Source organism: Kribbella pratensis (assembly GCF_004366075.1).
Taxonomy (GTDB): domain Bacteria; phylum Actinomycetota; class Actinomycetes; order Propionibacteriales; family Kribbellaceae; genus Kribbella; species Kribbella pratensis.
In genome coordinates, this window is sequence record NZ_SODU01000001.1 from 1633586 (window position 1) to 1659017 (window position 25432).

Annotated in this window: 22 protein-coding genes; 15 read left to right on the forward strand and 7 right to left on the reverse strand. The window is 69.3% G+C overall.

The annotated features are described in order from the left end of the window. Positions 1-27: 27 nt before the first annotated feature. The 10 genes from EV137_RS07780 (at position 28) to EV137_RS07825 (ending at position 10369) form a co-directional block, all read left to right on the forward strand. Positions 28-744, forward strand: coding sequence for an SCO2322 family protein (locus EV137_RS07780; protein WP_134127454.1), 717 nt, complete (start codon positions 28-30; stop codon positions 742-744). After that, on the forward strand, positions 745-1842 hold the full coding sequence (locus EV137_RS07785; protein ID WP_133999248.1) for an energy-coupling factor transporter transmembrane component T: 1098 nt from the start codon (positions 745-747) through the stop codon (positions 1840-1842). Next, on the forward strand, positions 1839-3449 hold the full coding sequence (locus tag EV137_RS07790; protein ID WP_134127457.1) for an ABC transporter ATP-binding protein: 1611 nt from the start codon (positions 1839-1841) through the stop codon (positions 3447-3449). The genes EV137_RS07785 and EV137_RS07790 overlap by 4 nt, the downstream gene beginning before the upstream one ends. Continuing rightward, complete coding sequence (locus EV137_RS07795) at positions 3446-4291, forward strand: ECF transporter S component family protein (protein ID WP_134127459.1); 846 nt, start codon at positions 3446-3448, stop codon at positions 4289-4291. Before EV137_RS07790 ends, EV137_RS07795 begins: the two co-directional genes overlap by 4 nt. Further along, entirely contained in the window at positions 4284-4811 is a 528-nt protein-coding gene (locus EV137_RS07800) for a bifunctional adenosylcobinamide kinase/adenosylcobinamide-phosphate guanylyltransferase (protein ID WP_134127461.1), read from the forward strand. Before EV137_RS07795 ends, EV137_RS07800 begins: the two co-directional genes overlap by 8 nt. Beyond that, a complete protein-coding gene (cobS, locus tag EV137_RS07805) occupies positions 4808-5647 on the forward strand; it encodes an adenosylcobinamide-GDP ribazoletransferase (protein WP_134127463.1) in 840 nt (279 codons plus the stop codon). Before EV137_RS07800 ends, cobS begins: the two co-directional genes overlap by 4 nt. 150 nt (positions 5648-5797) lie before the next feature. Further along, entirely contained in the window at positions 5798-6973 is a 1176-nt protein-coding gene (locus tag EV137_RS07810) for an ROK family transcriptional regulator (protein WP_134127465.1), read from the forward strand. 80 nt (positions 6974-7053) lie between these two features. Next, positions 7054-8139, forward strand: a complete 1086-nt coding sequence (locus tag EV137_RS07815) for a substrate-binding domain-containing protein (protein ID WP_134127467.1) — start codon at positions 7054-7056, stop codon at positions 8137-8139. A 113-nt stretch (positions 8140-8252) separates the two neighbouring features. After that, complete coding sequence (locus EV137_RS07820; RefSeq protein ID WP_202870837.1) at positions 8253-9068, forward strand: ATP-binding cassette domain-containing protein; 816 nt, start codon at positions 8253-8255, stop codon at positions 9066-9068. Next, positions 9065-10369 carry a sugar ABC transporter permease gene (locus EV137_RS07825; protein ID WP_133999270.1) on the forward strand — a complete coding sequence of 435 codons (1305 nt, stop codon included), beginning with the start codon at positions 9065-9067 and terminating at the stop codon, positions 10367-10369. Before EV137_RS07820 ends, EV137_RS07825 begins: the two co-directional genes overlap by 4 nt. 57 nt (positions 10370-10426) lie before the next feature. Here EV137_RS07825 and EV137_RS07830 read toward each other — a convergent pair whose 3' ends face one another. The 6 genes from EV137_RS07830 to gcvT form a co-directional block, all read right to left on the reverse strand. Further along, positions 10427-11446, reverse strand: coding sequence for an ABC transporter ATP-binding protein (locus tag EV137_RS07830; protein WP_134127469.1), 1020 nt, complete (start codon positions 11444-11446; stop codon positions 10427-10429). Positions 11447-11466: 20 nt separating this feature from the next. Then, positions 11467-12630, reverse strand: a complete 1164-nt coding sequence (locus EV137_RS07835) for an ABC transporter ATP-binding protein (protein WP_133999276.1) — start codon at positions 12628-12630, stop codon at positions 11467-11469. Next, positions 12627-13619: an ABC transporter permease gene (locus EV137_RS07840; protein WP_133781794.1), complete on the reverse strand. Its 993-nt coding sequence runs from the start codon at positions 13617-13619 to the stop codon at positions 12627-12629. Before EV137_RS07840 ends, EV137_RS07835 begins: the two co-directional genes overlap by 4 nt. A gap of 103 nt (positions 13620-13722) precedes the next feature. Continuing rightward, positions 13723-15480, reverse strand: a complete 1758-nt coding sequence (locus tag EV137_RS07845; protein ID WP_133999279.1) for an ABC transporter substrate-binding protein — start codon at positions 15478-15480, stop codon at positions 13723-13725. Between the two features lie 40 nt (positions 15481-15520). Further along, on the reverse strand, positions 15521-16528 hold the full coding sequence (locus tag EV137_RS07850) for an ABC transporter permease (protein WP_133999282.1): 1008 nt from the start codon (positions 16526-16528) through the stop codon (positions 15521-15523). 351 nt (positions 16529-16879) lie between these two features. Next, a complete protein-coding gene (gcvT, locus tag EV137_RS07855; RefSeq protein ID WP_133999285.1) occupies positions 16880-17992 on the reverse strand; it encodes a glycine cleavage system aminomethyltransferase GcvT in 1113 nt (370 codons plus the stop codon). A gap of 97 nt (positions 17993-18089) precedes the next feature. On the opposite strand from gcvT, the gene EV137_RS07860 reads away from it, so the two are divergent. Further along, entirely contained in the window at positions 18090-19595 is a 1506-nt protein-coding gene (locus EV137_RS07860) for a leucyl aminopeptidase (protein ID WP_133999288.1), read from the forward strand. A gap of 104 nt (positions 19596-19699) precedes the next feature. On the opposite strand, the gene EV137_RS07865 is transcribed toward EV137_RS07860, so the two are convergent. Continuing rightward, positions 19700-20017: a hypothetical protein gene (locus EV137_RS07865; RefSeq protein ID WP_130380319.1), complete on the reverse strand. Its 318-nt coding sequence runs from the start codon at positions 20015-20017 to the stop codon at positions 19700-19702. A gap of 184 nt (positions 20018-20201) precedes the next feature. Between EV137_RS07865 and lpdA the strand changes: the two genes are divergently transcribed. The 4 genes from lpdA (at position 20202) to EV137_RS07885 (ending at position 25367) form a co-directional block, all read left to right on the forward strand. Continuing rightward, positions 20202-21593: a dihydrolipoyl dehydrogenase gene (gene lpdA, locus EV137_RS07870; protein WP_134127471.1), complete on the forward strand. Its 1392-nt coding sequence runs from the start codon at positions 20202-20204 to the stop codon at positions 21591-21593. A 128-nt stretch (positions 21594-21721) separates the two neighbouring features. Beyond that, positions 21722-23683: a 2-oxoglutarate dehydrogenase, E2 component, dihydrolipoamide succinyltransferase gene (sucB, locus tag EV137_RS07875; RefSeq protein ID WP_134127473.1), complete on the forward strand. Its 1962-nt coding sequence runs from the start codon at positions 21722-21724 to the stop codon at positions 23681-23683. A 108-nt stretch (positions 23684-23791) separates the two neighbouring features. After that, positions 23792-24679, forward strand: a complete 888-nt coding sequence (locus tag EV137_RS07880; RefSeq protein ID WP_134127475.1) for a TIGR01777 family oxidoreductase — start codon at positions 23792-23794, stop codon at positions 24677-24679. Positions 24680-24683: 4 nt separating this feature from the next. Then, positions 24684-25367: a class I SAM-dependent methyltransferase gene (locus EV137_RS07885; protein ID WP_134127477.1), complete on the forward strand. Its 684-nt coding sequence runs from the start codon at positions 24684-24686 to the stop codon at positions 25365-25367. Positions 25368-25432 lie beyond the last annotated feature (65 nt).

Sequence of the window (25432 nt, forward strand, 5' to 3'; positions counted from 1 at the left end):
GGGCTGCGGCCCGACCGAGGAACCACCATGACTGCACACCGGACCGTACGACTGGTCCTCAGCCTGCTGGCGGGTCTCCTGCTGGCTGGGACCGTTGCCACCGTCTCAGCGACCGCCGCACCGACAGAGGACGGCTACCGCTTCTGGGGCTACTACCAGTGGAGCAACGGCCAATGGGCCTTCTCCCAGAAGGGCGCCGACGCCTTCGTGCCCGCCGACGGCGCCGTGGAGGGCTGGCGGTTCGCCGTCGGCGGAGCCAAGCCCCGGGTCCCGCGGGCCGCGGGCGACTTCGACGCGATCTGCGGCAAGACCCCGGCGGAGACCGGCAAGAAGCGGGTCGCGCTGGTCGTCGACCCGGGTACGCCGGGGGACGCGGTCGCCGGCGAGACGCCGGGTGAAGCCAAAGGCACCTGCGTGGTGACCGCCCCGAAGTCGACCGGCGCGCAGATCCTCGCCGCGGCCGGACCGGTCCGGATCGAGAAGGGCCTGACCTGCGGCATCGCGGGCTACCCGTCCAAGAGCTGCGGCGACCAGGTGAAGAACATCAAGGTCCCGGCCACCGAGCCTCCGGTCACGTTGCAGATCGGTGCAGCGGTGGGCTCGACGGCGACACCCGCCGCCTCCACACCCTCTTCAGACAGCAGCGGTACGCCGTGGACCGGCATCATCATCGCCGTCATCGTGGTGCTGCTCCTGGCGGGCGGCGGATTCATGCTGAACCGCCGGCGTACTGCGGCCAACTAAGTGCGCGCCGTACACCACCTGACACTCCCCCGGGCACTCCACCCGGGGGCCTGGTGGTTGTGGGCGCTCTGCATGGCTGTCGCGGCCAGCAGGACACGCAATCCGGTCCTGCTGGTCCTGATCCTCGCCGTGACCGGATTCGTCGTTTCAGCCCGCCGGAGCGACGCACCGTGGGCACACAGCTTCACTGCGTTCCTCAAGCTCGGCCTGCTGGTCATCGGCGTCCGCGTGGTCCTGCAGGCGCTGCTGTCCACCCGCTCGCAGGGAAACACGCTGCTGTTCACGCTGCCGCAGATCCCCTTGCCTGACTGGGCCGCGGGCGTGAAGCTCGGCGGCGACGTGACGGCGGAGGCTCTGGTGACGGCTCTGTACGACGGTGGTCAGCTGGCCGTCATGCTCTGCTGCGTGGGTGCGGCCAACGCACTGGCCAGTCCGCGGCGGTTGCTGAAGTCGTTGCCAGGGGCCCTCTACGAGATGGGGGTCGCGTGCGTGGTCGCACTGACCTTCGCGCCGCAACTGGTGACGGACGGCCGCCGCGTGCGCGCAGCACGACGGCTCCGCGGTCGTACCCGCGCCTCCTTCCGTACGACGGCCATGCCTGTCCTGGAAGGTGCATTGGACCGATCGGTGGAGCTGGCGGCCGCGATGGACTCACGTGGCTACGGCCGTACTGCGCAGGCTCCTCGTGCGCAGCGTCGACTCACCGCACTGTGCGTGCTGCTGGGACTGCTGGGGATCCTGCTGGGCGTCTACGCGTTGCTGACCGACGCCATGGCGTTCCCATTAGCTGCCGGTGCGCTGGCGGCTGGTGTGCTGCTGGCAGTCGCAGCCATGGCAGTCGGGCGGCAGCGGGTCAGCAGGACGCGCTACCGACCCGACCCGTGGGCGTTGCCCGAGTGGATCGTCGTTGCGGCCGGTGCTGTGGCCGCGGGTGCCATGGTGACCGCAGCGGTCCGTGGTGTGAACGGTCTGCTGCTGGCCGGCCCGTTGGTGGTCCCACCAGTACCGGTGCTGCCGGTCGTCGGCGTCCTGATCGGACTGGTGCCCGCCGTGGCCGCACCACCCCTCAAAGCGCCACTGACCAAGGCGGTCAAATGATCGAGTTCGACCAGGTGACGGTGACGTACGACGGGGCGCTCCAACCGGCTCTGCGGGACGTCAGCTTCACGGTGCCGGAGGGCGAACTGGCGCTGGTGATCGGGCGAACCGGGTCCGGCAAGTCCACGTTGCTGCGGGCAATCAACGGCTTGGTGCCGCACTTCACCGGAGGCACGCTGGCCGGGCGGGTGCTGGTCGACGGGCGGGACACCCGCGAGTACCGGCCGCGCGATCTCGCCGACGTGGTCGGGATGGTCGGACAGGACCCGATGGCGGGGTTCGTCACCGACACGGTCGAGGACGAGCTGGCGTACAGCATGGAGTCGCTCGGTGTGGCGCCGGACGTGATGCGGCGGCGCGTCGAGGAGACGCTGGACCTGCTCGGGCTGGCCGACGTACGGGATCGAGCTCTGACGTCGCTTTCTGGTGGACAGCGGCAGCGGACTGCCATCGGAGCAGCTCTCACGTCGCATCCCGCCGTACTCGTGCTGGACGAACCCACCTCCGCGCTGGACCCACAGGCGGCCGAGGAGGTGCTGGCTGCGCTCCAGCGGCTCGTGCACGACTTGGGTGTCACTGTGGTGATGGCCGAGCACCGGTTGGAGCGGGTGATCCAGTACGCCGACCGCGTGATCGAAGTACCCGGTGGCGCCGCTGCTGTGTCGACGGGCCTGCCGGCCGAGCGCATGGTGACCGCACCGGTCGCACCGCCGGTCGTGGAGCTGGGACGGCTGGCCGGATGGTCACCGCTCCCCCTGTCGGTACGGGACGCCCGACGCGCTGCAGCAGGTCTCCGCTCCCGGCTCGACTCTCCGCAGCCTGCACGCGCGGGAGTACCACTCGGTGCGGAGCTTGCCCAGTGCAAGGACCTGGTGGTGAGCTACGGCAGCGTCACTGCGCTCCGTGGTGTCTCGCTGAGTATCAAGGCCGGTGAGGTCGTCGCACTGATGGGCCGCAACGGCGCGGGCAAGTCGACGTTGCTGAACTCTCTCGTCGGCATCCTCTCTCCTCGCTCTGGCACTGCGACCGCCGCAGGAGTCGACCCACGCCGTACCAACCCGAAGCGACTGGTCAAGGCAGTCGGACTGGTCCCGCAGGAGCCCGCAGACTTGCTGTACGCCGCTACGGTCGCGGACGAATGCTCCACCGCGGACTCCGACTTCAAGGTGACCACAGGTAGCTGCCGGGCGCTCCTGGAGCGACTGGCACCCGATGTGCCTCTGGACATGCATCCGCGCGACCTGTCGGAGGGACAGCGACTGTGCCTGGCGTTGGCCGTCGTACTGTGCGGCGCGCCGCCACTGCTGTTGCTGGACGAGCCGACGCGGGGCCTGGACTACGGCGCCAAGCGGCGGCTGGTCGCAATCCTGCGCGAGCTGGCCGCTGCTGGGCACGCAGTGGTGTTGTCGACGCATGACGTGGAGATGGTCGCCGAAGTCGCCACGCGGGTGATGGTGCTCGCCGACGGCGAGCTGGTGAGTGACGGCGAGACGGCCGAGGTGATCGCCGGGTCGCCGGCGTTCGCGCCGCAGGTGGCGAAGATCCTTGCGCCGCTACCGTTCCTGACCGTCGGCGAGGTCGCGGACGCACTGGATCGGGCGTCGTGAAACGCAACCGGCTCAAGCCCCCGACTGCACCACTTCGCCTGATCCGGCTGAAGCCCCGGAGTACGACCGCGTTGCTTGTCGCCTCGCTCGCGGGCGTGCTCGGGTTCGCGTGGCCGCTGTTCTTCCAGACCTCGCAGGCAGGCGAGTCCGCGATCGGTCACACCACAGACGCGCCGTGGCTGTTCGTGTTGCTGCTGCCGTTGCTCGTGGCCGTCGTACTGGCGGAGCTCTCCGAGGCCGGGATCGACGCGAAGGTGATCTCACTGGTCGGCATGCTTGCCGCGGTCGGCGCGGCCCTGCGAGCGTTGGGCCCAGGTACGGCGGGACTCGAGCCGGGGTTCTTCCTGCTCGTGCTGGCGGGACGGGCGTTCGGCGCCGGGTTCGGGTTCGTGCTCGGGGCGGTGTCGTTGCTGGGCGGGGCGCTGATCAGCGGTGGGGTCGGGCCGTGGATGCCGTTCCAGATGTTCGCGTGCGCGTGGGTCGGGTGTCTTGCGGGTCTGCTGCCGCGGGTCGGCGGGCGGTTGGAGTTGCTGCTGCTGGCGGCGTACTCGCTGGTGTCGGGTGTGCTGTACGGCGTGATCATGAACCTCTGGTTCTGGCCGTACGCGACGTTCGGCAGCGACTTCTCGTTCATCCCGGGCGACACACTGGCCGCCAACCTGCACCGGTACTTCTTGTTCGTGGTGGCGACGTCGCTGGGGTGGGACATTCCGCGCGGCATCCTGAGCGCGGTGCTGGTGCTGCTGCTCGGGCGGCCGATCCTGAACGCTTTCCGGCGTACGGCGCGCAAGGCGGCCTTCGAGGCGCCGGTGGTTTTCGAGCCCGGGAGGACGAATGCCTGACCGAACCCTCATCCTCGGCGGAGCCCGCTCCGGCAAGTCCGTCGCCGCCGAACGCCTGCTGTCCGCGGAGCCCGACGTCCTGTACGTCGCGACCGGCGGAAACGACTCCGGGGACGCCGAGTGGGCGGACCGGGTCGCGAAGCACCAGGCCCGCCGGCCGGCCTCCTGGGGTCTGGCGGAAACGATCGACCTGGTGCCGCTGCTCGAGTCCCCCGGTCCCCCGCTCCTGATCGACTGCCTCACCCTCTGGCTGTCGCGCACCATGGACACCGTCGACGTCTGGTCCGATCTCGACCGCGCGGGCCTCGTCGAGCAAGCCATCGCCGGCCTCGCCGACGCGTGGTCCGCGACCGCCCGCCGCGTGGTTGCCGTCAGCAACGACGTGGGTTCGGGCATCGTCCCCGCCGACCCCGGGACCCGTCTGTTCCGCGACCTCATGGGCCGCCTCAACACCACCATCTCCCTGGCGTCCGACCAGGTCCTCTGGACCATGGCCGGCCGAACCCTCCCCCTCACATGACCGAGCCCGGCGAACCGGAAGCCGCCGCCGGGCCCGCAGACGCCAACGTCCGACGGGCCTGGAGCGATGCCGCGCGACTCTCGCTCGGCACGCTCACGGTCCTGCCCGCGGGCGTGCCATCACGAGTTGATCGAGAGGTCGGCGGGCGCGCGATGGTGCTGGCCCCGGCCGTCGGAGTGCTGGTCGGCGGGATCGCTGCCGCGGTTGTCGTGCTTGCGCAGCTGGTGAAGCCGGACGCGGACCTGCTGGCGGCCGTACTCGGGGTGCTGGTTGTCGCCGGGCTCTCGGGCGGACTGCACCTGGACGGCCTCGCCGACTTCGCCGACGCCCTGGGCAGCCGGCGGGACCGCGAGACGATGCTGCGGATCATGAAGCAGAGCGACATCGGCCCGTTCGGTGTCGTCGCCATCGTCGGCGTACTGCTCCTCGACGTCGCCGCCCTCACCGCCTGCCTGCAAGCGGACTTCGGCTGGCAGGCGCTTCTGATCGCCACCGCCGCGAGCCGCCTCACCCTCCCCTGGTCCTGCCGTACGTCGATCCCCGCGGCCCGCCCCGACGGCCTGGGATCGTTCGTCGCCGCTACCGTCCGCCCACTCACGGCAACCCTCACTACAGCCGCAGTACTCGCCGCGGCCATCGCGCTCAGTTGGCTCGCGTCCCCCGCCGTACTCCGTTCGTCCGGCACCGCAGGCGCCGTACTCCTGGCCGTTCTGACCAGCCTGCTCATCGGCCGCCGAGCTGTCCGGGCGCTCGGCGGCACCACCGGCGACGTCCTCGGCGCGATCGTCGAAATGGCTCTCCCGGTGGCCCTTGTGACGCTCGCCTTGACCGTGTGAGCGCTCACCTCCACCACCTCGTGGCCGGGGTGGTCTACTCTCGCCGACGAGACGTTTCAGAGGGGTAGTGACGGCGAGGTTGCGGAAGATGTTCGTGGTTCACCACCGGTGGGCGGCCGGGCACGCCCCGCGATCCGTTATCTTTATGTAATGAACGCAACTCGCCCGGCTCCCGGCTCGCAGGCTTCGCTGCGCGAAGCCAATCGTGCGCGCGTTCTCGGCGTCGTCCGGCAGCACGGCCCGCTCACGCAGGTCGAGATCGCCGCCGCCTCCGGACTCTCCGCCGCCACCGTCTCGAACATGGTCAAGGAGCTCGATCAGGCCGGCATGGTCGGCCTGTCCCGCAGCATCCGCAACGGCCGCCGCGCCGTACTGGTCTCCCTCGCGTCCGGCGGTGGGCTGCTGGCCGGTGTCGCGTTCGGCGAGCGCGACGTCCGCGTCGCGGTCGCGAACGGTTCCCGCGAGATCCTCGCCCAGCAACTGATGCCGCTGCAGGCCGATCACGTCGCCGACGAGGGCATGGAGCGCGCCGCCCGGCTGCTCGCCGACCTGGCCGAGACGGTCAGCTCCGGCGTCGAGGACATCTCCGCCATCGGGTTCGGGCTGCCGATGCCGGTCGACTCCGTCAGCGGCGAGGCGGGGTCCGACGCGGTGCTGCCCGGCTGGCGCGGCGTCAACGTGACCGAGGCGATGTCCGGGTACCTGCGCGCCCCGGTCGCACTCGACAACACCGCGAACCTCGCGGCCCTGGGCGAACTGCGGGCCGGCGCGCTCCGCGGCGTCCGGAACGGCTGCTACCTGAAGTTCTCGTACGGCGTCGGCGCGGGCATCGTGATCAACGGCGACGTGTTCCGCGGTTCGACCGGTACGGCGGGCGAGATCGGGCACGTCACGATCGACGAGAACGGCCCGATCTGCCGCTGCGGCAACCGCGGCTGCCTGGACACGTTCGTCGGCTCGCGCGCGCTGATCAGCAGCCTGGCCGCGTCGCACGGACCGCTGCGGCTGAAGGACATCGTGACTCGCGCACTCGGCGGCGATCTCGGCTGCCGCCGGGTGATCGAGGACGCCGGCCGCCGGGTCGGCGTCGCCGTGGCAGGCGTCGTCAACCTGCTGAACCCGGAGGCGATCGTGGTCGGCGGCCTGATGGCCGAGGCCGGCGAACTGATCCACGCCCCGCTCCGCGAGGCGCTCGACCGGTGCGCGATCCCGAGCGCCGCGGCGAGCGTCGAACTGCGCCCCGCCGAGCTCGGCGACGAGGCGGACATCGTCGGCGCGATCCACCGCGCGTCGATGCTGAGTCATACCAATATCTCCATTTCTTGAATTCAAGTCTTGACGCCAAGACGCCGGCGGGCTTGACTGCGGGCAGGCCAATCGGGGCCGTCTCGTCAAGGAGCCGCCATATGTCCTTCTCAGCACTTCGTCTCGTCGGCCTCGGGCTTGCCGTCTCGGCCCTCGCCACCTCCTTGGTGGCCTGTGGCAAGGACGACACAGGCTCCGGCTCGGGCAGCGGCTCAGGCGGCGCGAAAAAGGTCGCGCTGTTGCTGCCCGAGTCGAAGACCACCCGGTACGAGGCGCTCGACCGCCCGCTGTTCACCGAGGCGCTGAAGGCGGCCTGCGGCGACTGCCAGCTGATCTACAGCAATGCCGATCAGGACGCCGCCAAGCAACAGCAGCAGGCCGAGGCCGCGCTCACCCAGGGCGCGAACGTCCTGGTTCTCGACCCGGTCGACGGCAAGGCCGCCGCCGCGGTCGCCGCCTCCGCGAAGGCCCAGAGCGTCCCGGTGGTCGCGTACGACCGGTTCATCGAGAACGCCAACTACTACGTGTCGTTCGAGAACGAGGCGGTCGGCAAGCTGCAGGCGCAGACCCTGGTGGATGCGCTCAAGGCGGCCGGCAAGACGTCCGGCAACCTCGCGATGATCAACGGCTCGCCGACCGACCCGAACGCCGCCGACTTCAAGAAGGGCGCGCACAGCGTGCTCGACTCCAGCGGGTTCAAGATCGCCGCCGAGTTCGACACCCCGGACTGGAGCCCGGACAAGGCGCAGGGCTGGATGGAGGGCCAGCTGAGCGCGATCAAGAACGGCCTGGTCGGTGTGTACGCCGCCAACGACGGCACCGCGGGTGGCGCGATCGCCGCGCTGAAGGGCGGTGGCGTGAAGCCGCTGCCGCCGGTCACTGGGCAGGACTCGGAACTGGCCGCGATCCAGCGGATCATCGCCGGCGACCAGGCGATGACCATCTACAAGGCGGTCAAGCCGCAGGCAGAGGCCGCCGCCAAGGGTGCGGTTGCGCTGGCGAACGGCGGCAAGCCCGAGTCCACCACCGAAAAGAACGGCGTACCGTCGACGATCCTCGACCCGGTCGCGGTGACCAAGGACAACATCAAGGACACCGTCGTCAAGGACAACATCTACAAGGTCACCGACATCTGCACCGCGTCCTTCGCTGCCGCCTGCACCGCCGCAGGCCTGTCCGCCAACTGACCCGCCCCTCGGCGTAGCCCCCCGCAGTGAGGTGCGGGGGGCTGCGCCGACCTCTCCCCAACCGCGCCCCCGGCGAGGATCATGGCGTGAAATAAGTCCAGGAGGCTCAACACGTGACTGTTACCCCGACTCCCCTCGACGTCGGCGCCGGTACGGTGCTGACGCTGCAGGGAGTCTCCAAGCGTTTCGGCGCCGTGCAGGCTCTGAAGAACATCGAGCTGGACGTCCGTGCCGGTGAGGTGCTCGCTCTCGTCGGCGACAACGGGGCCGGCAAGTCCACGCTGGTCAAGACGATCGCCGGCGTCTACACGGCCGACGACGGGTCGATGGTGTTCGACGGCCGACCGGTCCGGGTCGGTAGCCCGGCCGAGGCGCAGCAGCTCGGCATCGCCACCGTGTTCCAGGACCTCGCGCTGTGCGACAACCTCGACGTGGTCGCGAACCTGTACCTCGGCCGCGAGCTGCGCAAGAACGGCGCCCTCGACGAGGTCGAGATGGAGCGCTCCTCCTGGGAGCTGCTCCGGCAGCTGTCCGCGAAGATCCCCTCGGTCCGGATCCCGGTCGCCAGCCTGTCCGGCGGCCAGCGGCAGACCGTCGCGATCGCGCGCAGCCTGCTCGGCCGGCCCAAGGTCGTGATGCTGGACGAACCGACCGCGGCCCTCGGCGTCGCTCAGACCGCCGAGGTCCTCAACCTGGTCGAGCGGCTCCGCGAACGCGGGCTGGCCGTCATCCTGATCAGCCACAACATGGCCGACGTGATGGCGGTCGCGGACCGGGTCGCCGTACTGCGTCTCGGCCGCAACAACGGCGTCTTCGTGGTCAGCGAGACCAGGACGCAGGACATCATCGCCGCGATCACCGGCGCTACCGACAACGCGGTCTCCGAGCGCGCAGCGCGCCGGAGCCGGGAAGAGGGACCGGCCTCATGAGTCTCCAAGGATCGGGGACCCGCCCCCAGGACATCACGGGTACGACGGCGGCGCCCGAGGAGAACGGCGCGGCCCAGCTGCCGGCCGATCTCCAGGACGAGCGGCTGATCGCCGGGCACGGGATCAGCGGCGCGGTCGGCGCCTTCACCGCCCGGCTGCGGTCCGGCGACCTGGGCTCGGTCCCGGTGGTCGTCGGCCTGGTCATCATCTGGGCAGTCTTCCAGATCGCGAACAGCTCGTTCCTGTCCAGCCGCAACCTGGTGAACCTCACGCTGCAGACCACGTCCGTCGGCGTGATTGCCCTCGGCATCGTTCTGGTCCTGCTGCTCGGCGAGATCGACCTCTCGGTCGGTTCGGTGAGCGGCGTGGCAGCTGCGGTCGTCGGCGTCACGTTCGTCAACAAGGGCTGGCCGATCGTCGCGTCGCTCGTCGCCGCCGTCGCGCTCGGTGTGCTGATCGGCCTGTTCTACGGCCTCCTGTACACGCGCTTCGGCGTACCGAGCTTCGTCATCACTCTCGCCGGTCTGCTCGGGTTCCTCGGTCTCCAGCTGCTGGTGCTGGGCAAGGACGGCACGATCAACCTGCCGTACGACTCCGCGCTGGTCGGATTCGCGACGCGGAGCTTCCTCTCCCCCGCGATGGCCTACGCACTGGTCGCCCTGGTCGTGGTGGCCTACGCGCTGAGCCGCTGGCAGGGCCGGACCGCCCGCGCCGCGGCCGGTCTGTCCGCGGCGCCGAACTCGGTGATCGCGATCAAGGCCGCCGGCCTCGCGATCGTGCTGCTGATCCCGATCGCGGTGCTCAACGGCGACCGCGGCGTCTCGTCGATGTTCCTGCTGTTCCTCGCCCTGGTCGTGGTCACCGACCTCGCCGTACGACGGACGCGCTGGGGCCGATCGGTCTTCGCCGTCGGCGGCAACGTCGAGGCAGCGCGCCGGGCCGGTATCAACGTCCGGATGATCTACCTGACGGTGTTCGCGGCCTGCACCACCTTCGCCGCGGTGGGCGGCATCCTCGCGGCGGCCCGGCTGGTGGCCGTCGGCCAGGCCAGCGGTGGCACGGACGTGAACCTGAACGCGATCGCGTCCGCTGTCATCGGCGGCACCAGCCTGTTCGGCGGCCGTGGTTCGGCGTACTCCGCGCTGCTCGGCGCGCTGGTGATCACCTCGATCTCCAACGGTCTCGCCCTGCTCAGCCTGGACTCCAACGTCCGCTACATCGTCACCGCGGGCGTCCTGCTGATCGCCGTCACCATCGACTCCCTCAGCCGCCGCAGCCGCCAGGCCCACGGCCGCGCATAGCCAATCCGGACACAAGTAGGCCCTCCGTCGCCTTTGACGGAGGGCCTACTTGTTGTCTTACGCGGTTTCGGCGATCAGATCGGCCTTCGGTTCCGCGAAGTGGCAGGCGGCCGTGTGGCCCGGGCTCGACTGCGGCTTGATCTCCAGCAGCGGCTCCTGGGTGGCGCAGATGTCCTCCGCCTTCCAGCACCGGGTCCGGAACCGGCAGCCGCTCGGCGGGTCGATCGGCGAGGGTACGTCGCCGACCAGCCGGATCCGCTCCTTCGGCGGGACGCCGCGGATCGTGCCCAGGTCCGGCGCGGCCGACAGCAGCGCCTGCGTGTACGGGTGCTGCGGCGCGTTGTAGATCTGGTCCCGGCTGCCCTGCTCGACGATCTTGCCGAGGTACATCACCGCGACCTCGTCACAGAAGTGCCGGACCACGCCGAGGTCGTGCGCGATGAACACGAACGCGATCCCGAGGTCCCTGCGCAGGTCCTCGAGCAGGTTCATCACCTGGGCCTGGATCGACACGTCGAGCGCGGAGACCGGCTCGTCGGCGATGATCACCTCGGGCTCCACCGCGAGCGCCCGGGCGATGCCGATGCGCTGCCGCTGACCGCCGGAGAACTCGTTCGGGTAGCGGTTGTGGTGCTCCGGGTTCAGGCCGACGCGCTCCAGCAGTTCCTGGACCCGCGCGAGCTCCTTGCCCCTCGGCACCAGGTTGTGGACGCGCAGCGGCGTACTGATGATGTTGCTGACCGTCTGCCGCGGGTTCAGTGAGCTGTACGGGTCCTGGAAGACGATCTGCAGCTGGCGGCGGAACGGCCGCAGCTCCCGCTCCTTCAGCTGCGCGATGTCGGTGCCCTTGAACACGATCTCGCCGGACGTCGGGGTCAGCAGCCGGGTGATCATCCGGCCGGTGGTCGACTTACCGCAGCCCGACTCGCCGACCAGGCCGAGGCTGGCGCCGGCCTTCAGGTCGAAGGTCACCCCGTCCACGGCCTGCACGACCTTCTTGGTCCGGCCGAGACCGGCCGCTTCCTTGATCGGGAAGTGCATCTTCAGGTCGCGGACCTGCAAGAGAGTTTCGCTCATGGTTCCTCAGTCCTCTCTCGTCAGCCCAGTCTCGGCGCGACCTCGGCCTCGTAGATCGAGGCCTTGTCGCGCAGGTGACAACGGGAAGTGTGCGCACCGGCGCCGTCGACCGGCAGCAGGTCCGGCAGTTGCGTCGTACAGAGCTCGCCCTTGACCCGGTCCTTGTACGGGCAGCGCGGGTTGAACGAGCAGCCGTCCGGAAGGTTCAGCAGGCTCGGCGGCAGGCCCTTGATCGGGCGCAGCTTCTCGTTCGCCGAGGAGACGGTCGGGATCGACTCGAGCAGGCCCCAGGTGTAGGGCATCCGCGGGTTCGCCAGCACGTCCTCCGCGGTGCCGTACTCGACGCAGCGCCCGGCGTACATCACCAGCACGTCGTCGGCCATCTCGGCGACCACCCCGAGGTCGTGGGTGATCAGCACGATCGCGGAGCCGAACTCCTTCTGCAGGTTGTTCAGCAGGTCCAGGATCTGCGCCTGCACGGTCACGTCCAGCGCGGTGGTCGGCTCGTCGGCGATCACCAGCTTCGGGTCGTTGATCAGGCTCATCGCGATCATCGCGCGCTGCCGCATACCGCCGGAGAACTCGTGCGGGTACTGCGAGAACCGGCGCTGCGGGTTCGGGATGCCGACCAGGTCGAGCATCTCCAGCGCCCGCTTCTTCGCCACGTCCTTGGACACCTTGTGGTGCACGCGGTAACCCTCGACCAGCTGGTTGCCGATCGTGTAGAGCGGGTGCAGCGAGGACTGCGGGTCCTGGAAGACCATCGACACCGCGTCGCCGCGGATCTTCATCAGGTCGTTCTCGGACAGGCCGATGATCTCGTCGCCGCCGAGCCGGATCGACCCGGTGATCCGGGTCCGCTTCCGGTCGTGCAGGCCCATCACGGCCATGCTCGACACCGACTTGCCGGACCCGGACTCGCCGACGATGGCCAGCGTGCGGCCGAGCGGGACCGAGTAGCTCAGCCCGTTCACCGCGCTGACCATGCCGTCGGCGGTGGGGAACTTCACGGCCAGGTCCTCGACCACCAGGTACGGCGTCTCGCCGCTCGGGTTGATCGAGCCCTGCCGGCGCTCGCGGGTGGCGACCGACGGACCACGCTTGGCGGCCGCGGTGTCGCCGGCCGGCGTTTCCACCATGCTGTCCTGAACTTCCTTGGCGTCGTCGTTGGCTGGGTTCGTCACGAGAGCCTCACCCGGGGGTCGATCAGTGAGTAGGCGATGTCGACGAGGAAGTTCATCGCGACCAGGATGACCGAAGAGACCAGGACGGTGCCCATGATCACCGGCAGGTCGTAGTTGCTCAAACTGTCCAGCACCAGGTTGCCGAGGCCCTGCAGGTCGAAGATCCGCTCGGTGAAGATCGCGCCCGAGAGGCTGCCGGCGATGTCCAGACCGAAGATCGTGATGACCGGGATCATCCCGGAGCGCAGCCCGTGCTTGTACGTGACCACTCGATCCGACAGGCCCTTGGCCCGCGCGGTCCGGATGTAGTCCTCGCTCAGCGCCTCCACCATCGAGCCGCGCGAGTACCGCGCGTACTGCGTGCAGCTGTAGAGGCCGAGAACCAGCCACGGGGTCAGCAGCCCGGTGAACCAGGCCACCGGATTCTGTGTGATCGGTGTGTATCCGCCGCGCGGCAGGATCTGGTAGAGGATCGTCAGGTAGAGCGAGATCATCAGCGCGACGATGTAGTACGGGACCGAGCTGAGGATCAGCGTGCTGCTCATCAACGCACGGTCGCCCAGCGTCCCGCGTCTCTTCGCGGCCATCGAGCCCACGAAGACGCCGATGGTGAGGACGATCACCGCGTACCCGGCGACCAGCGACACCGTCACCGGCAGCCGTTCCTTCAGCATCTGGGTCACCGGCCGGTCGTTCTTGAAGGAGAAGCCCAGACACGGCACCGAGCACTTCTGCTTCACGCCGGCCGTCTCGAAGGTCCGCCCGGCGAAGATGCCGGCCGTGTACCCGGCGAACTGCTGCACCAGTGGCTGGTCCAGGTGCAGATTCTCCTTGATGTCGTTGTATCGCTCCTGGGTGCAGTTGCGATCACCACAGATCGCGCCGGCCGGATCGGTCGGCGCAACGAAGAACAGCGCGAAGGTCACGATCAGCGTGACCAGCACGACGCTGAGCGCGCTCACCAGCCGGCGCGCCACGAAGTAGAGCACGAGGGATTCTCCTCACCGAGGGGTGGTGACCGGACGAGTTCGACACTGTCCGGTCACCACCCGTGGTCAGATGATCAAACCGCTAGGACTACCTGGCCCCGGATCAGGGCTGCTTCAGGAAGATGGAGGTGAACTCCGGCAGACCCTGCGTCGGGTCGTTGATCACGTGACCCAGGTTCTTGCCGACCGGGTATCCGCTGTAGCTGTAGTACAGCGGGATCAGCGGCAGGTACTTCTCCATGATCAACTTGTCGACCTTCGACCACTCCTTGAGCTGCTGGTCGGCAGTCAGCCCGTTGACGCGATCGATCTCGGCGTCCAGCGTCTTGTCCTGCAGCATGCCGATGCTGTTGCTCAGCGCAACGGCGTCGGACTTGAACAGCACCGGGAACCAGCTCGCGCCGGACGGCCAGTCCGAGCACCAGCCCGACGGGCCCTGAGCGATGTTCACCGGCGCGGCCGGGTCGTTGCGCAGGGTCCGGATCTTGGCCTTCGGAACACCAACGGCCCGCACCTTGAAGCCGGCGGCGGTGTAGACCTGGGTCCGCAGCTGGTTGACCTGCGTGGCGATCTTGTCGTCGTTCGAGTAGTACCAGCTGAGCTCGAAGTTCTCCTTGCCGAGCTCCTTCAGCTTCGCCTTGACCTCGCTCGCGACGGCCGGGTCCTCGGCGCCCTTACCCGTGCCGACCAGGCCCGGGAGCTCGTACTTCTCGTAGCCGGGAACAGCAGGCGGCAGGATCGTCGAGGCCGGGATCGCGGTCTGCGGCGTCAGGCCGGCGACCTTGCGGTAGGTGTCGAACGGGTACGCCTTGGCGATCAGCTGCCGGATCTCCATCGGGATCTTCCGGGTGTCCAGGCCCCAGACGTTGGTGCAGGGCTGCGGACCGGTGACGATCTGGCTCTGGTCCTTGACCTCGGGGACGAGGCTGGAGTCCAGGTCGGAGTAGTTCAGCGCGTTCGCGTCCGGGCCGTTGCTGGCCAGCACCTGGCGCTGCACCTTCAGCGTGTCCTGACCGAACTTGAAGTCCCAGGCATCCGGGTACTGGTACCGCACCGGGTCGGTGTTCGGGTCCCAGTGCGGGTTCCGCTTGAGCTTCAGCTCCGAACCCGGGGTGTAGGAGTCGACCTGGTACGGACCGGTGGTCATCGGCTTCAGGTCGTACGACTTCTTGGTGTCCTTCGCCTTCGGGATCGGCGTGAACATCGGGAATGCCGCGTAGTAGGGCAGGTCGTCGAACTTCTTCGCCAGGTGGATGACCAGCGTGTGGTCGTCCGGCGTGTCGACACCGGCGTAGTTGTCGCCGTTCGCGCCGTACGGGCCCTTGTAGGTCTTGCCGTCCTTGAAGTACTCGTCCTGGTACGTCGGTCCGGCGTCGTACAGGTCGTGCGCGAAGGACCGCTTGATCGCGTACGCGTAGTCGGCCGCCTTCACCGGCGTGCCGTCCATGTACTTGATGCCCTGCTTGAGCTTGAAGGTCCAGGTCAGGCCGTCGGCGGACTTCGTGCCCAGGTCCTCGGCGAGGTCCGGAACGAGCACCGGCTTGTGGCTGTCACCGTCCAGGCGGTACTGGGTCAGCGCCCGGTACATCAGCTTGCCGATCTGGTTCCCGTCGATGAAGTAGATGTTCGTCGGGTCCATGGTGTCCGGCGTGACGTCGGACAGGACGGTGGCGACACCACCCTTCTGGGCACCCTCGATCTCCGGTGCCGGGCCCTTCGCGGTCGGGTCCGTCGCCTTCTCCTGCGCCGTACCCGCGTTGCCCGCGTTGGCCCCGCCCTTGTTGTTGGACGACGGGGTGCCACAGGCCGCGACGGCCAGCATGACCGTCGCCGCAACAGCGGTGACTTGTTTCCACTGCATTGTTGTGTTTCTCCTTTTCTGCCGCTGGGGCAACGCCGGGCTACCGGCGAGTCTTGGGGTCGAAGGCATCGCGTACGGCGTCACCGAGCAGAGCCAGTGCCAGCACGAGCGCGGTGATGCCGAGCACCGGAAGCCACAGGTACAGGGGATCCGCCTTGAACCAGTTGGTCGCGGTCGCGATCGTCTGGCCCCAGGACGGGACCGGCTCGATCAGACCGACGCCGAGGAAGGACAGGCCGGCCTCCGCGGTCACATACGCCGGCAGCGACAGCGACGCCGAGATCACGATCGGCGCGACCAGGTTGGGCAGCAGTTCCTTGAACAGGACCTGCCGGGTGGGGACGCCGATCGCCTTCGCGGCCAGCACGAACTCACGCTCGCGAAGGGACAGCACCTCGCCGCGGATGATCCGGGCCAGTCCGGCCCAGCCGAAGAACGACAGGACGAAGATCAGTACGAAGAACCGCGTCGAGGCCTGTTCCTCCGGCGAGAGGTTGAAGGACCCGCCGCGCATGCTCTCGACGATCGGCACCATCGCGATCGCGAACAGCAGGTACGGCAGGCTCAGCACGAAGTCGACGAACCAGGAGATGATCCGGTCCACCCAGCCGCCGAGGAAGCCGGCCAGCAGACCCATCACGACGCCGACGACGGTCCCGGACAGGGTCGCGACGAACGCGATGATCAGCGACGGGCGCGCGCCGTACACCCAGCGGGCGAAGTTGTCCCGCCCGGTCTTCGGCTCGACGCCGAACCAGTGCTGTGCGTTGGAGGCGAAGGTCGGGAAGCCGTACTCGTCGACGAGGTCGGGGTGGAAGGTACCGATGTCGCCGCCCTCGATCTTGGTCAGCACCGGAGCGAAGATCGCGATCAGGATGAAGAAGAGCACCACGAACGCGCAGATCACGGCCACCCGGTCCTTGCGGAGCCGGTCCACCGCGACCCGGGTGGGGGACTTTCCGTGCGGGACGGCAGAGCCCCGAACGGGTTCCGCCGATGCCGGGTGCTCCTCGATCCCAACAGTCGAGTCTGGCGACCCAATACTCATTCGCACTCCGTCAGTTCAGTCGGCCGGATTTCGGTCCGCGGATCCGGCACTAATCGGTGGATGGCGTGCCGACCTTTGCTCGCTTGCTGGCTGGCGTCAAATCCCCTTGACACGGGATTCCGCCGTAGCCGCGGGCTAGCCTGCCCGACACCGTGACACCAAACCAGCAGTGCCCGGCAGCAGTGCACAAATCGTTACCGGAACCGGTAGTCGAACGGAACATTTGCCCCATTTCGTCACCGTTCGCAGTCAATCCTGCGCAAAACGCGTCGGCACAGCACCGACAGTGGCCAATTTGTGCCAAGATCTCACGCAATGTAACGAAAAGACACATTCGGTCGCGGCGGGCCGCTAGCGCACATGGACGGTCACGAAGGGCGGTTTGACGACGTCGAAGGTTTCCCCGCGGCCCCGGATGTCGACGGTTACCTGATCGCCTTCTTTCACCGACGCGTCCAGGAGCGCCAACGCAATACCTTTCTTCAGCGTCGGCGAGAACGTTCCGGAGGTCACTTCACCGAGGGCCGTTCCGGATTGATCCAGGACCGACATGTGCGGCCGCGGAATACCCCGTCCGGCGGCCCGCAGACCGCGCAGGATCCGGGCCGGTCCGCGCTCCTTCTCGGCGCGCAGGGCCGCGTCGCCCCAGAAGTGCTCCTTCTTCCAGCCGACGGCCCATCCGGACCGCGCCTGGACGGGCGTGATGCCGGGCGCGATGTCCTGGCCGTGCAGCGGGTATCCCATCTCGGTCCGCAGCGTGTCCCGCGCGCCCAGTCCGGCCGGGACGATGCCGTACTGCTCGCCGGCCGTCAGCAGCGCGTCGAACACGGCCACGGCGGCAGCGTTCGGTACGACGAGCTCGAAGCCGCGCTCGCCCGTGTAGCCGGTGCGGCACACGACCACCGGCGTACCGCCGAAGTCGGCCGTGGCGAAGGACATGTAGTCGTGACCGGTCGGCAGGCCGATCGCGGACACCACCTCGTCGCTCTTCGCGCCCTGTACCGCGAGGATCGCGTAGTCGTCGTGGACGTTGGTCACCTCGACACCGTCCGGGGCGTCGGCCTGGAGCAGCCGGACCACCTCGGCGGTGTTGGCGGCGTTCGGGATCAGGAACACGTCGTCGTCGGCGTGCAGGTAGGCGATCAGGTCGTCGACCACTCCCCCGTTCTCGTTGCAGCACAGCGTGTACTGCGCCTGACCCGGCGCGATCTTGCCGAGATCGTTGGTCAGGCACGCGTTCACGTACGCCGCGGCGCCCGGGCCCTTGACCGTCGCCTTGCCGAGATGGCTGACGTCGAAGACGCCGACCGAAGTACGGACCGCGGTGTGCTCGGCGACGACGCCGGAGTACTCCAGGGGCATCTCCCAGCCGCCGAACTCGGCGAACTTGGCGCCGAGCGCGACGTGGCGCTCGTGCAGCGGGGACTTCTTCAACTCGGTCGACGGCGTCGGTGATGGGGTCATGGAGCGGAACTTACCCGACGCGTAGCATGCTCAGGCAGCACGCACGTACCGTGACGACCGGCCGTCTGCCCGCCGGTCAAGGAGGACTGAGGATTTCGTGACCACCATCACCCTGAGCAAGTCAGATGCCGCCGGCGTCAAGAGCGACGCCGTGGTCATCGGCGTGGTCAAACTCGGCGGCGGCGTCACCCTGCCGGCCGGCACCGAGTCGCTGAACGCCGCGTACGGCGGGAAGCTGGTGGAGGTGCTGTCCGGTCTCGGCGCCACCGGCAAGACCGGCGAGGTGACGAAGGTACCCGGGCCGCTGCTCGGCAAGCCGGGCAAGTCCCCGACGCTGATCGCGGTCGGTCTCGGGACGGCCCCGGACGGCGTGCTGAAGACCGAGGATCTGCGGGCCGCGGCGGGCACCGGTGTGCGGGCGGCGAAGATCTCGCAGTCGGTCGCGTTCGCGCTGCCGGCCCCGGACGCCGAGTGCGTCCGCGCGGTCGCCGAGGGCGCGTTGATGGGTCGCTACGCGTTCACGGCGTACAAGTCGTCGGACGGCGCGAACGAAGCGCCCGGCAACCTGACCGTGCTGACCGACCTGGCCCGGAACAAGGACGCCAAGGCCGCGCTCGAACGCGCCCAGGTGACCGCGGAGGCCGTCGCGCAGGTGCGGGACTGGGTGAACACCCCGCCGTCGGACCTGCACCCGGCCGAGTTCGCGGACGACGCGGTCAAGCTCGGCAAGGAGTACGGCGTCAAGGTCGAGGTGCTCGACGAGAAGGCGCTCGCCAAGGGCGGGTACGGCGGCATCCTCGGCGTCGGCCAGGGCTCGAGCAACCCGCCGCGGCTGGTCCGGCTGACCTACACGCCGAAGAAGCCCGTCACCCACCTGGCGTTCGTCGGCAAGGGCATCACGTTCGACTCCGGCGGCCTGTCGCTGAAGACGTCGACCGGCATGGTGAGCATGAAGTCCGACATGGCCGGCGCCGCCGCGGTGATCGGCGCGACGTTCGCCATCGCGCGGCTCGGTCTCCCGGTCCAGGTGACGACGTACGCCGCGATGGCCGAGAACATGCCGTCGGGTTCCGCGGCCCGGCCCTCCGACGTCCTGACGATGTACGGCGGCAAGACCGTCGAGGTGCTGAACACCGACGCCGAAGGCCGTCTGGTGCTCGGCGACGCGCTGGTCCGGGCCAGCGCGGACCAGCCCGACCTGATCATCGACGTGGCCACGCTGACCGGGGCGTGTGTCGTTGCCCTCGGCACCAAGGTGGCCGGCGCGTTCGGGAACACCGACGCGGCTCGCGACCGGGTGCTGGACGCGGCGGTCGCGGCCGGTGAGTCGATGTGGCCGCTGCCGATCCCGGCCGAGATGCTGGACAAGCTGAAGTCGCACTCGAAGGTCGCCGACCTGGCCAACATCACCGGCGAGCCGTGGGGCGGCGCCCTCGCGGCGGCCGCCTTCCTCGGCGACTTCGTTGCTGACGGCATCGACTGGGTCCACCTGGACGTGGCCGGTCCTGCCTTCAACGACGGCGGCGCCTCCGGCTACACGCCCACCGGCGGCACCGGTTACGCCGTTCGCACCCTGGTCGAACTCGCCGCCTCAGCGAGCTGAGCTCAGTTGAGCTGTTCCCGGGCGCGGCGCTGTTCCCGGGCGCGGTGACGGTTCGGGGAGTTCTACCTAGCTGCGACGGCGCGTAGAGCTCCCCACACGACCACTCAGGCGAGGCCGTTCTTCTTCATCCGGGCGTTGTACTCGCGCATCCGCGGCGGGTAGCCGACGACGGCCGCGTCGTACGACGGAATGCCGAGGCGGTTCGCGAAGTCGTGGGCCCACTTCACCGACGGGACCCGGCGGCGGGTCCACTCACCGTCGACCGCGACCAGCAGCAAGGTGTACTCCGTCACCGCCGTCCGCGGCTCGACGAATCCCTCGACGCCCTGACGGGTCTGGGCGAACTCGCGCAGGTGCGCCTGGTCGGGAGTGTCCGACCGTCGCATCGTTCCGGCCTTCTGCCGGCGACCGAACCACTTCATGGGAGTAAGTGTCCACTATCTGTGCAAGTCCGGGCCGAAATCCTGGATAACGGTTGCGGCCGGTCCGGATGGGCGCGTCGTGACCGGCCCGGGGGTGGATCCGCGCGCGATCGGTGGAAAGATGACGCCGGGCCGGTACCGCGACCCGGGCCGCCCGACTCGGACCACACCCACGGAGGAACCTGTGACTGACAGTGGTACTGACGCCGGTACGACGTACGACCTGGTGATTCTCGGCGGCGGCAGCGGTGGCTACGCCGCCGGACTGCGCGCCGCGACGCTCGGGCTGTCCGTAGCCCTGGTAGAGAAGGACAAGGTCGGCGGGACCTGTCTGCACCGTGGGTGCATCCCGACCAAGGCGCTGCTGCACGCGGCCGAGGTCGCGGACTCGGCGCGCGAGGGTGAGCAGTTCGGAGTCCGGACGACGCTCGAGGGCGTCGACATGGGCGGCGTGAACAAGTACAAGGACGGCGTCGTCGACCGGCTGTTCAAGGGTCTGCAGGGCCAGTTGAAGGCCCGCGGCATCACGGTGATCGAGGGCGAGGGGCGGCTGACCTCGCCGACCACGGTCCAGGTCGGCGGCACGACGTACACCGGCCGTAACGTTCTGCTTGCCTCCGGCTCCTACTCGCGTTCCCTTCCCGGGCTGGAGCTCGACGGGCACCGGGTGATCGCGAGTGAGCACGCGCTGACGCTCGACCGGGTCCCGGAGTCCGCGGTGATCCTCGGCGGCGGCGTGATCGGCGTCGAGTTCGCGTCCGCGTGGACGTCGTTCGGCACGAAGGTGACGATCGTCGAGGCGCTGCCGCGGCTGGTCCCGGCCGAGGACGCCGACTGTTCCAAGACGTTGGAGCGCGCGTTCCGGAAGCGGAAGATCGCGTTCAAGACCGGTACGCCGTTCGAGTCGGTCGCGGTGACCGACTCCGGCGTACGGGTGACCGTCGCGGGCGGCGAGGTGATCGAGGCCGAGCTCCTGCTGGTCGCCGTCGGCCGGGGACCGAACACCGCCGGGCTCGGGTACGAAGAGGTCGGGGTCGCGCTCGACCGCGGGTTCGTGACCGTCGACTCGACGCTGCAGACCAGCGTGCCGGGTGTGTACGCGGTCGGCGACATCGTGGCGGGGCTGCAGCTCGCGCACCGCGGGTTCCAGCAGGGCATCTTCGTCGCCGAGCACCTCGCGGGTCTCGCGCCGACGCCGATCGACGAGGCCGGCATCCCGCGCGTGACGTACTCCGAACCGGAGGTCGCGTCGGTCGGGCTGACCGAGGAGCAGGCCCGGGAGAAGTACGGCGACGTGGAGATCCTCAACTACAACCTCGGCGGCAACGGCAAGTCGCAGATCCTGAAGACGGCGGGCTTCGTGAAGCTGGTCCGCGCCAAGGACGGCGCCGTGGTGGGCCTGCACATGGTCGGTTCGCGTGTCGGCGAGCTGATCGGCGAGGCGCAGCTGATCTACAACTGGGAGGCGTACCCGGCGGACGTGGCGCCGCTGGTGCACGCGCACCCGACCCAGAACGAAGCCCTCGGCGAGGCCCACCTCGCCCTCGCCGGGAAACCTTTGCACTTCCATGACTGATCCTGCTGGATCGCACCAGTAAGTTTGAGCTGCAGGAGCGTGAGGGATGGCCGTGACCCGGATCCCGAGCGCTCCGGCGGCACCGTAGGCTGACACTCGACCGATCAGACGAAGGAGCAACGACCGTCATGCCGACCTCTGTATCCCTGCCGGCCCTCGGGGAGAGCGTCACCGAAGGAACCGTCACCCGCTGGCTCAAGCAGGTCGGCGACACGGTTGCCGTGGACGAACCCCTGCTGGAGGTCTCGACCGACAAGGTCGACACCGAAATCCCGAGCCCCGTCGCCGGCACCCTTCTCGAGATCAAGGCCGCCGAGGACGAGACCGTCGAGGTCGGCGCCGAACTGGCCGTGATCGGCGACGCCGGCGAGGCCGGCTCCGCTCCTGCGGCTCCGGCCGAGCCAGCGGCAGACCCCGCGCCGGCCGCCGAGTCCGCTCCGGCCGAGGCTGCTCCGGCTGAGTCCGCCCCCGCTGAGTCCGCGCCGGCTCCGCAGACTGCTCCGGCCGCCGAGTCCACTCCGGCTGAGGCCCAGGCCGCTGAGGCCTCGTCGACCCCGTCCGGCGGCGCCTCGTCCGATGGCGGCTCCGGCGGCGCCGCGTCCGGTACTTCGGTGACGCTGCCAGCGCTGGGCGAGAGCGTGACCGAGGGAACGGTCACCCGCTGGCTGAAGCAGGTCGGCGACGACGTGGCCGTCGACGAGCCGCTCCTCGAGGTCTCCACCGACAAGGTCGACACCGAGATCCCGAGCCCGATCGCCGGCAAGCTCCTGGAGATCAAGGTCGCCGAGGACGAAACCGTCGAGGTCGGCGCCGAACTTGCCATCGTCGGCTCCGGCGACGCCGCTCCCGCTGCCTCCTCCGCCCCGGCTGCTCCGGCCGAGTCCGCGCCGGCTCCTGAGGCCGCTCCGGCCCAGTCGGCTCCGGCTCCCCAGGCTGCCCCGGCCGAATCCGCTCCGGCCCCGCAGGCTGCCCCGGCCCCGCAGGCCTCGGCACCGGCACCGGCTCCTGCTGCCGCACCGGCCCAGGCTCCGGCGCAAGCCCCCGCTGCTGCCCAGGCCCCGGTCCGGCAGGCTGCACCCGCACCGCAGTCCGCTCCGGCACCCGCGGCTACCCAGGCGCCGGCCGTCTCCGCTCCGGCTGCCTCGCCGAACGGCGCCGCCTCCGACGGCCCGAACTACGTCACCCCGCTGGTGCGCAAGCTCGCCGCGGAGCACGAGGTCGACCTGAACGCCGTACAGGGCACCGGTGTCGGCGGCCGTATCCGCAAGCAGGACGTGATCGCCGCCGCCGAGGCGAAGAAGGCTGCCGCGGCCGCGCCCGCTCCGGCAGCCCAGGCCGCCGCCCCTGCCGCCGAGTCGAAGGCGCCGGTGGTCAGCCCGCTGCGCGGCACCACCGAGAAGATGAGCCGGATCCGCAAGGCGATCGCTGCCCACATGGTCAACAGCCTCAAGGTCTCGGCCCAGCTGACCACGGTGGTCGAGGTCGACGTCACCGAGATCGCCAAGCTGCGCAACAAGAAGAAGGCGGAGTTCGAGGCCCGCGAGGGCGTCAAGCTGTCCTTCCTCCCGTTCTTCGCGCTCGCCGCGGTGGACGCGCTCAAGCAGTACCCGAAGCTGAACGCGTCGATCGACGAGGAGAAGGGCGAGATCACCTACCACGCCGCCGAGCACCTCGGCATCGCGGTGGACGTGGAGCGCGGCCTGATGGTTCCCGTCGTGCACAACGCCGGCGACCTGAACATCGCCGGCCTGGCGAAGAAGATCGCCGACCTCGCCGACCGCACCCGCAACAACAAGGTGCTGCCGGACGAGATGGCGGGCGGCACGTTCACCATCACCAACACCGGTAGCCGGGGCGCGCTGTTCGACACCCCGATCCTGAACCAGCCGCAGGTCGGCATGCTCGGGACCGGCGCCGTCGTGAAGCGCCCGGTGGTCATCACCCACCCGGAGCTCGGCGAGACGATCGCGATCCGGCAGATGGTGTACCTGGCGCTGACCTACGACCACCGCCTGGTCGACGGCGCCGACGCGGCCCGCTACCTGACGGCGGTCAAGCAGCGGCTCGAAGAGGCCCAGTTCGACGTCTGATCCGATCGGACACCGGCGCCGGTGCCTGTCTCCCCGGAGGCGGACACCGGCGCCGTTCGCTTTCGATCCGGCTGACCGGGCGGCGAACCCGACAAGGAGCACAACGGGATGAAGTACGTACTGGCCGGCGCCTCCGGCTTCCTCGGCAAGGCCCTCACCCGCGACTTGGTTGCCAACGGCCACCAGGTGCTCCGGCTGGTACGCCGGCCGGCGTCGGGACCGGACGAGGTGCGCTGGGACCCGGCCCGGGGCGATCTGGACCCGGCTGCTCTGGACGATCCCGACGTCCTCGTCAACCTGGCCGGTGCGAACATCGGTCGCCCGTGGACCCCGACGTACCGCATGACGATCCGGGAGAGCCGGGTCTCGACCACCGCGACCCTGGCTGCGGCGGCGACGCGACTCGACCGCCGGCCGGTGCTGCTCACGCAGAGCGGGATCGGCGGCTACGGCACCGACCTCGGCGATCGCATCCTGACCGAGGACTCCGAACTCGGCGAGGGCTTCCTGTCCGACGTCGTCCGGTTGTGGGAGGGCGCGCTCGAACCCGCCCGTGAAGCAGGCAGCCGGGTGGCGGCGCTGCGAACCGGCGTCGTACTCGACAGCAAGGCCCCGGCGTTCCGGCTCCTGTCCCTTCCCTTCCGCATCGGTCTCGGCGGCCGTCTCGGGCCGGGAACCCAGTACTTCCCGGTGGTCTCGCTGACCGACTGGATCCGCGCCGTTCGGCACGTCGCCGAGAACGACAGCGTCAGCGGTCCCGTGAACATCACTCTGCCGACACCGGCAACCAACCGCGAACTCACCGAAGCCCTGGCAACCGCCCTGCACCGCCCGTCCAGCGTCCCAGTGCCCGCCTTCCTCATGAAGGCCGCGCTCGGCGAGTTCGCCTGGGAACTCCTCGGCAGCAAACGGGCCCTCCCCACCCGACTCCAATCCACCGGCTTCACCTTCCACCACCCCACCGTCACCGCCGCGATCTCCGCCGCCCTCGCCTGACGCCGTGACACAGACGCCGAAGACCAGCGCGCGGTACGACGGTCTCGCCGAGTGGTACGACGAGCACAACGCCGCCGCTGCCGACTCCAACCGTGAGCCGCTGCTGGATCTGCTGGGCCCGGGAGACGGCCTGTGCCTGGACCTCGGGTGTGGGACCGGACAGAACCTGCAGACGCTGCGCAGCACGGGACGCACCGTCGTTGGCCTTGAGTACTCGGCGGATCAGTTGGGACTCGCCCGGCAACGCGCGATCGATGGCGAGGCGCTGGTCCAGGGCGACGCAGCCGATCTGCCGTTCGCCGACGAAGTCTTCTCTACTATCGCCATCCTGTGGCTGTCCACCGACGTCGAGGACTTCGCTGCAGTCCTGCGCGAGGCGGCCCGCGTCCTGCATCCGAGCGGGGTGCTTGTGTTCTACGGGGCCCATCCGTGCTTCAACGGCCCGCACACCGAGAGCCGTCCCGATGACGGGCGCATCGTGCATCCGACGTACCGCACTGTTGGCTGGCATCCCCCGGCGCCCTGGTGGGGCGAGGGCGGTATCCGCGAACGCCTCGGCATGCGACACCTGCCGCTGGCCGACCTTCTCAACGCGTTTACCGCCGCAGGCTTGACGATCACCCGAACCGTGGAGCCGCGCACTGACCCGGTGCCCTGGGTCCTCGCCCTGCGCGCCGAAAGGCGCTGACTCGCCGGACCACGAGCCGCTTGGTTGGATTGCCAGTTCGACGCACTGAACCGACCGAGCTGAAG

What these genes read in the sequence shown, in the direction of transcription:
- EV137_RS07780 (WP_134127454.1), top strand. Translation starts at nt 28, where the DNA reads ATGACTGCACACCGGACCGTACGACTGGTCCTCAGCCTGCTGGCGGGT.
- EV137_RS07790 (WP_134127457.1), top strand. Translation starts at nt 1,839, where the DNA reads ATGATCGAGTTCGACCAGGTGACGGTGACGTACGACGGGGCGCTCCAA.
- EV137_RS07800 (WP_134127461.1), top strand. Translation starts at nt 4,284, where the DNA reads ATGCCTGACCGAACCCTCATCCTCGGCGGAGCCCGCTCCGGCAAGTCC.
- cobS (WP_134127463.1), top strand. Translation starts at nt 4,808, where the DNA reads ATGACCGAGCCCGGCGAACCGGAAGCCGCCGCCGGGCCCGCAGACGCC.
- EV137_RS07810 (WP_134127465.1), top strand. Translation starts at nt 5,798, where the DNA reads ATGAACGCAACTCGCCCGGCTCCCGGCTCGCAGGCTTCGCTGCGCGAA.
- EV137_RS07815 (WP_134127467.1), top strand. Translation starts at nt 7,054, where the DNA reads ATGTCCTTCTCAGCACTTCGTCTCGTCGGCCTCGGGCTTGCCGTCTCG.
- EV137_RS07825 (WP_133999270.1), top strand. Translation starts at nt 9,065, where the DNA reads ATGAGTCTCCAAGGATCGGGGACCCGCCCCCAGGACATCACGGGTACG.
- EV137_RS07830 (WP_134127469.1), bottom strand. Translation starts at nt 11,446, where the DNA reads ATGAGCGAAACTCTCTTGCAGGTCCGCGACCTGAAGATGCACTTCCCG.
- EV137_RS07845 (WP_133999279.1), bottom strand. Translation starts at nt 15,480, where the DNA reads ATGCAGTGGAAACAAGTCACCGCTGTTGCGGCGACGGTCATGCTGGCC.
- EV137_RS07850 (WP_133999282.1), bottom strand. Translation starts at nt 16,528, where the DNA reads ATGAGTATTGGGTCGCCAGACTCGACTGTTGGGATCGAGGAGCACCCG.
- gcvT (WP_133999285.1), bottom strand. Translation starts at nt 17,992, where the DNA reads ATGACCCCATCACCGACGCCGTCGACCGAGTTGAAGAAGTCCCCGCTG.
- EV137_RS07865 (WP_130380319.1), bottom strand. Translation starts at nt 20,017, where the DNA reads ATGAAGTGGTTCGGTCGCCGGCAGAAGGCCGGAACGATGCGACGGTCG.
- sucB (WP_134127473.1), top strand. Translation starts at nt 21,722, where the DNA reads ATGCCGACCTCTGTATCCCTGCCGGCCCTCGGGGAGAGCGTCACCGAA.
- EV137_RS07880 (WP_134127475.1), top strand. Translation starts at nt 23,792, where the DNA reads ATGAAGTACGTACTGGCCGGCGCCTCCGGCTTCCTCGGCAAGGCCCTC.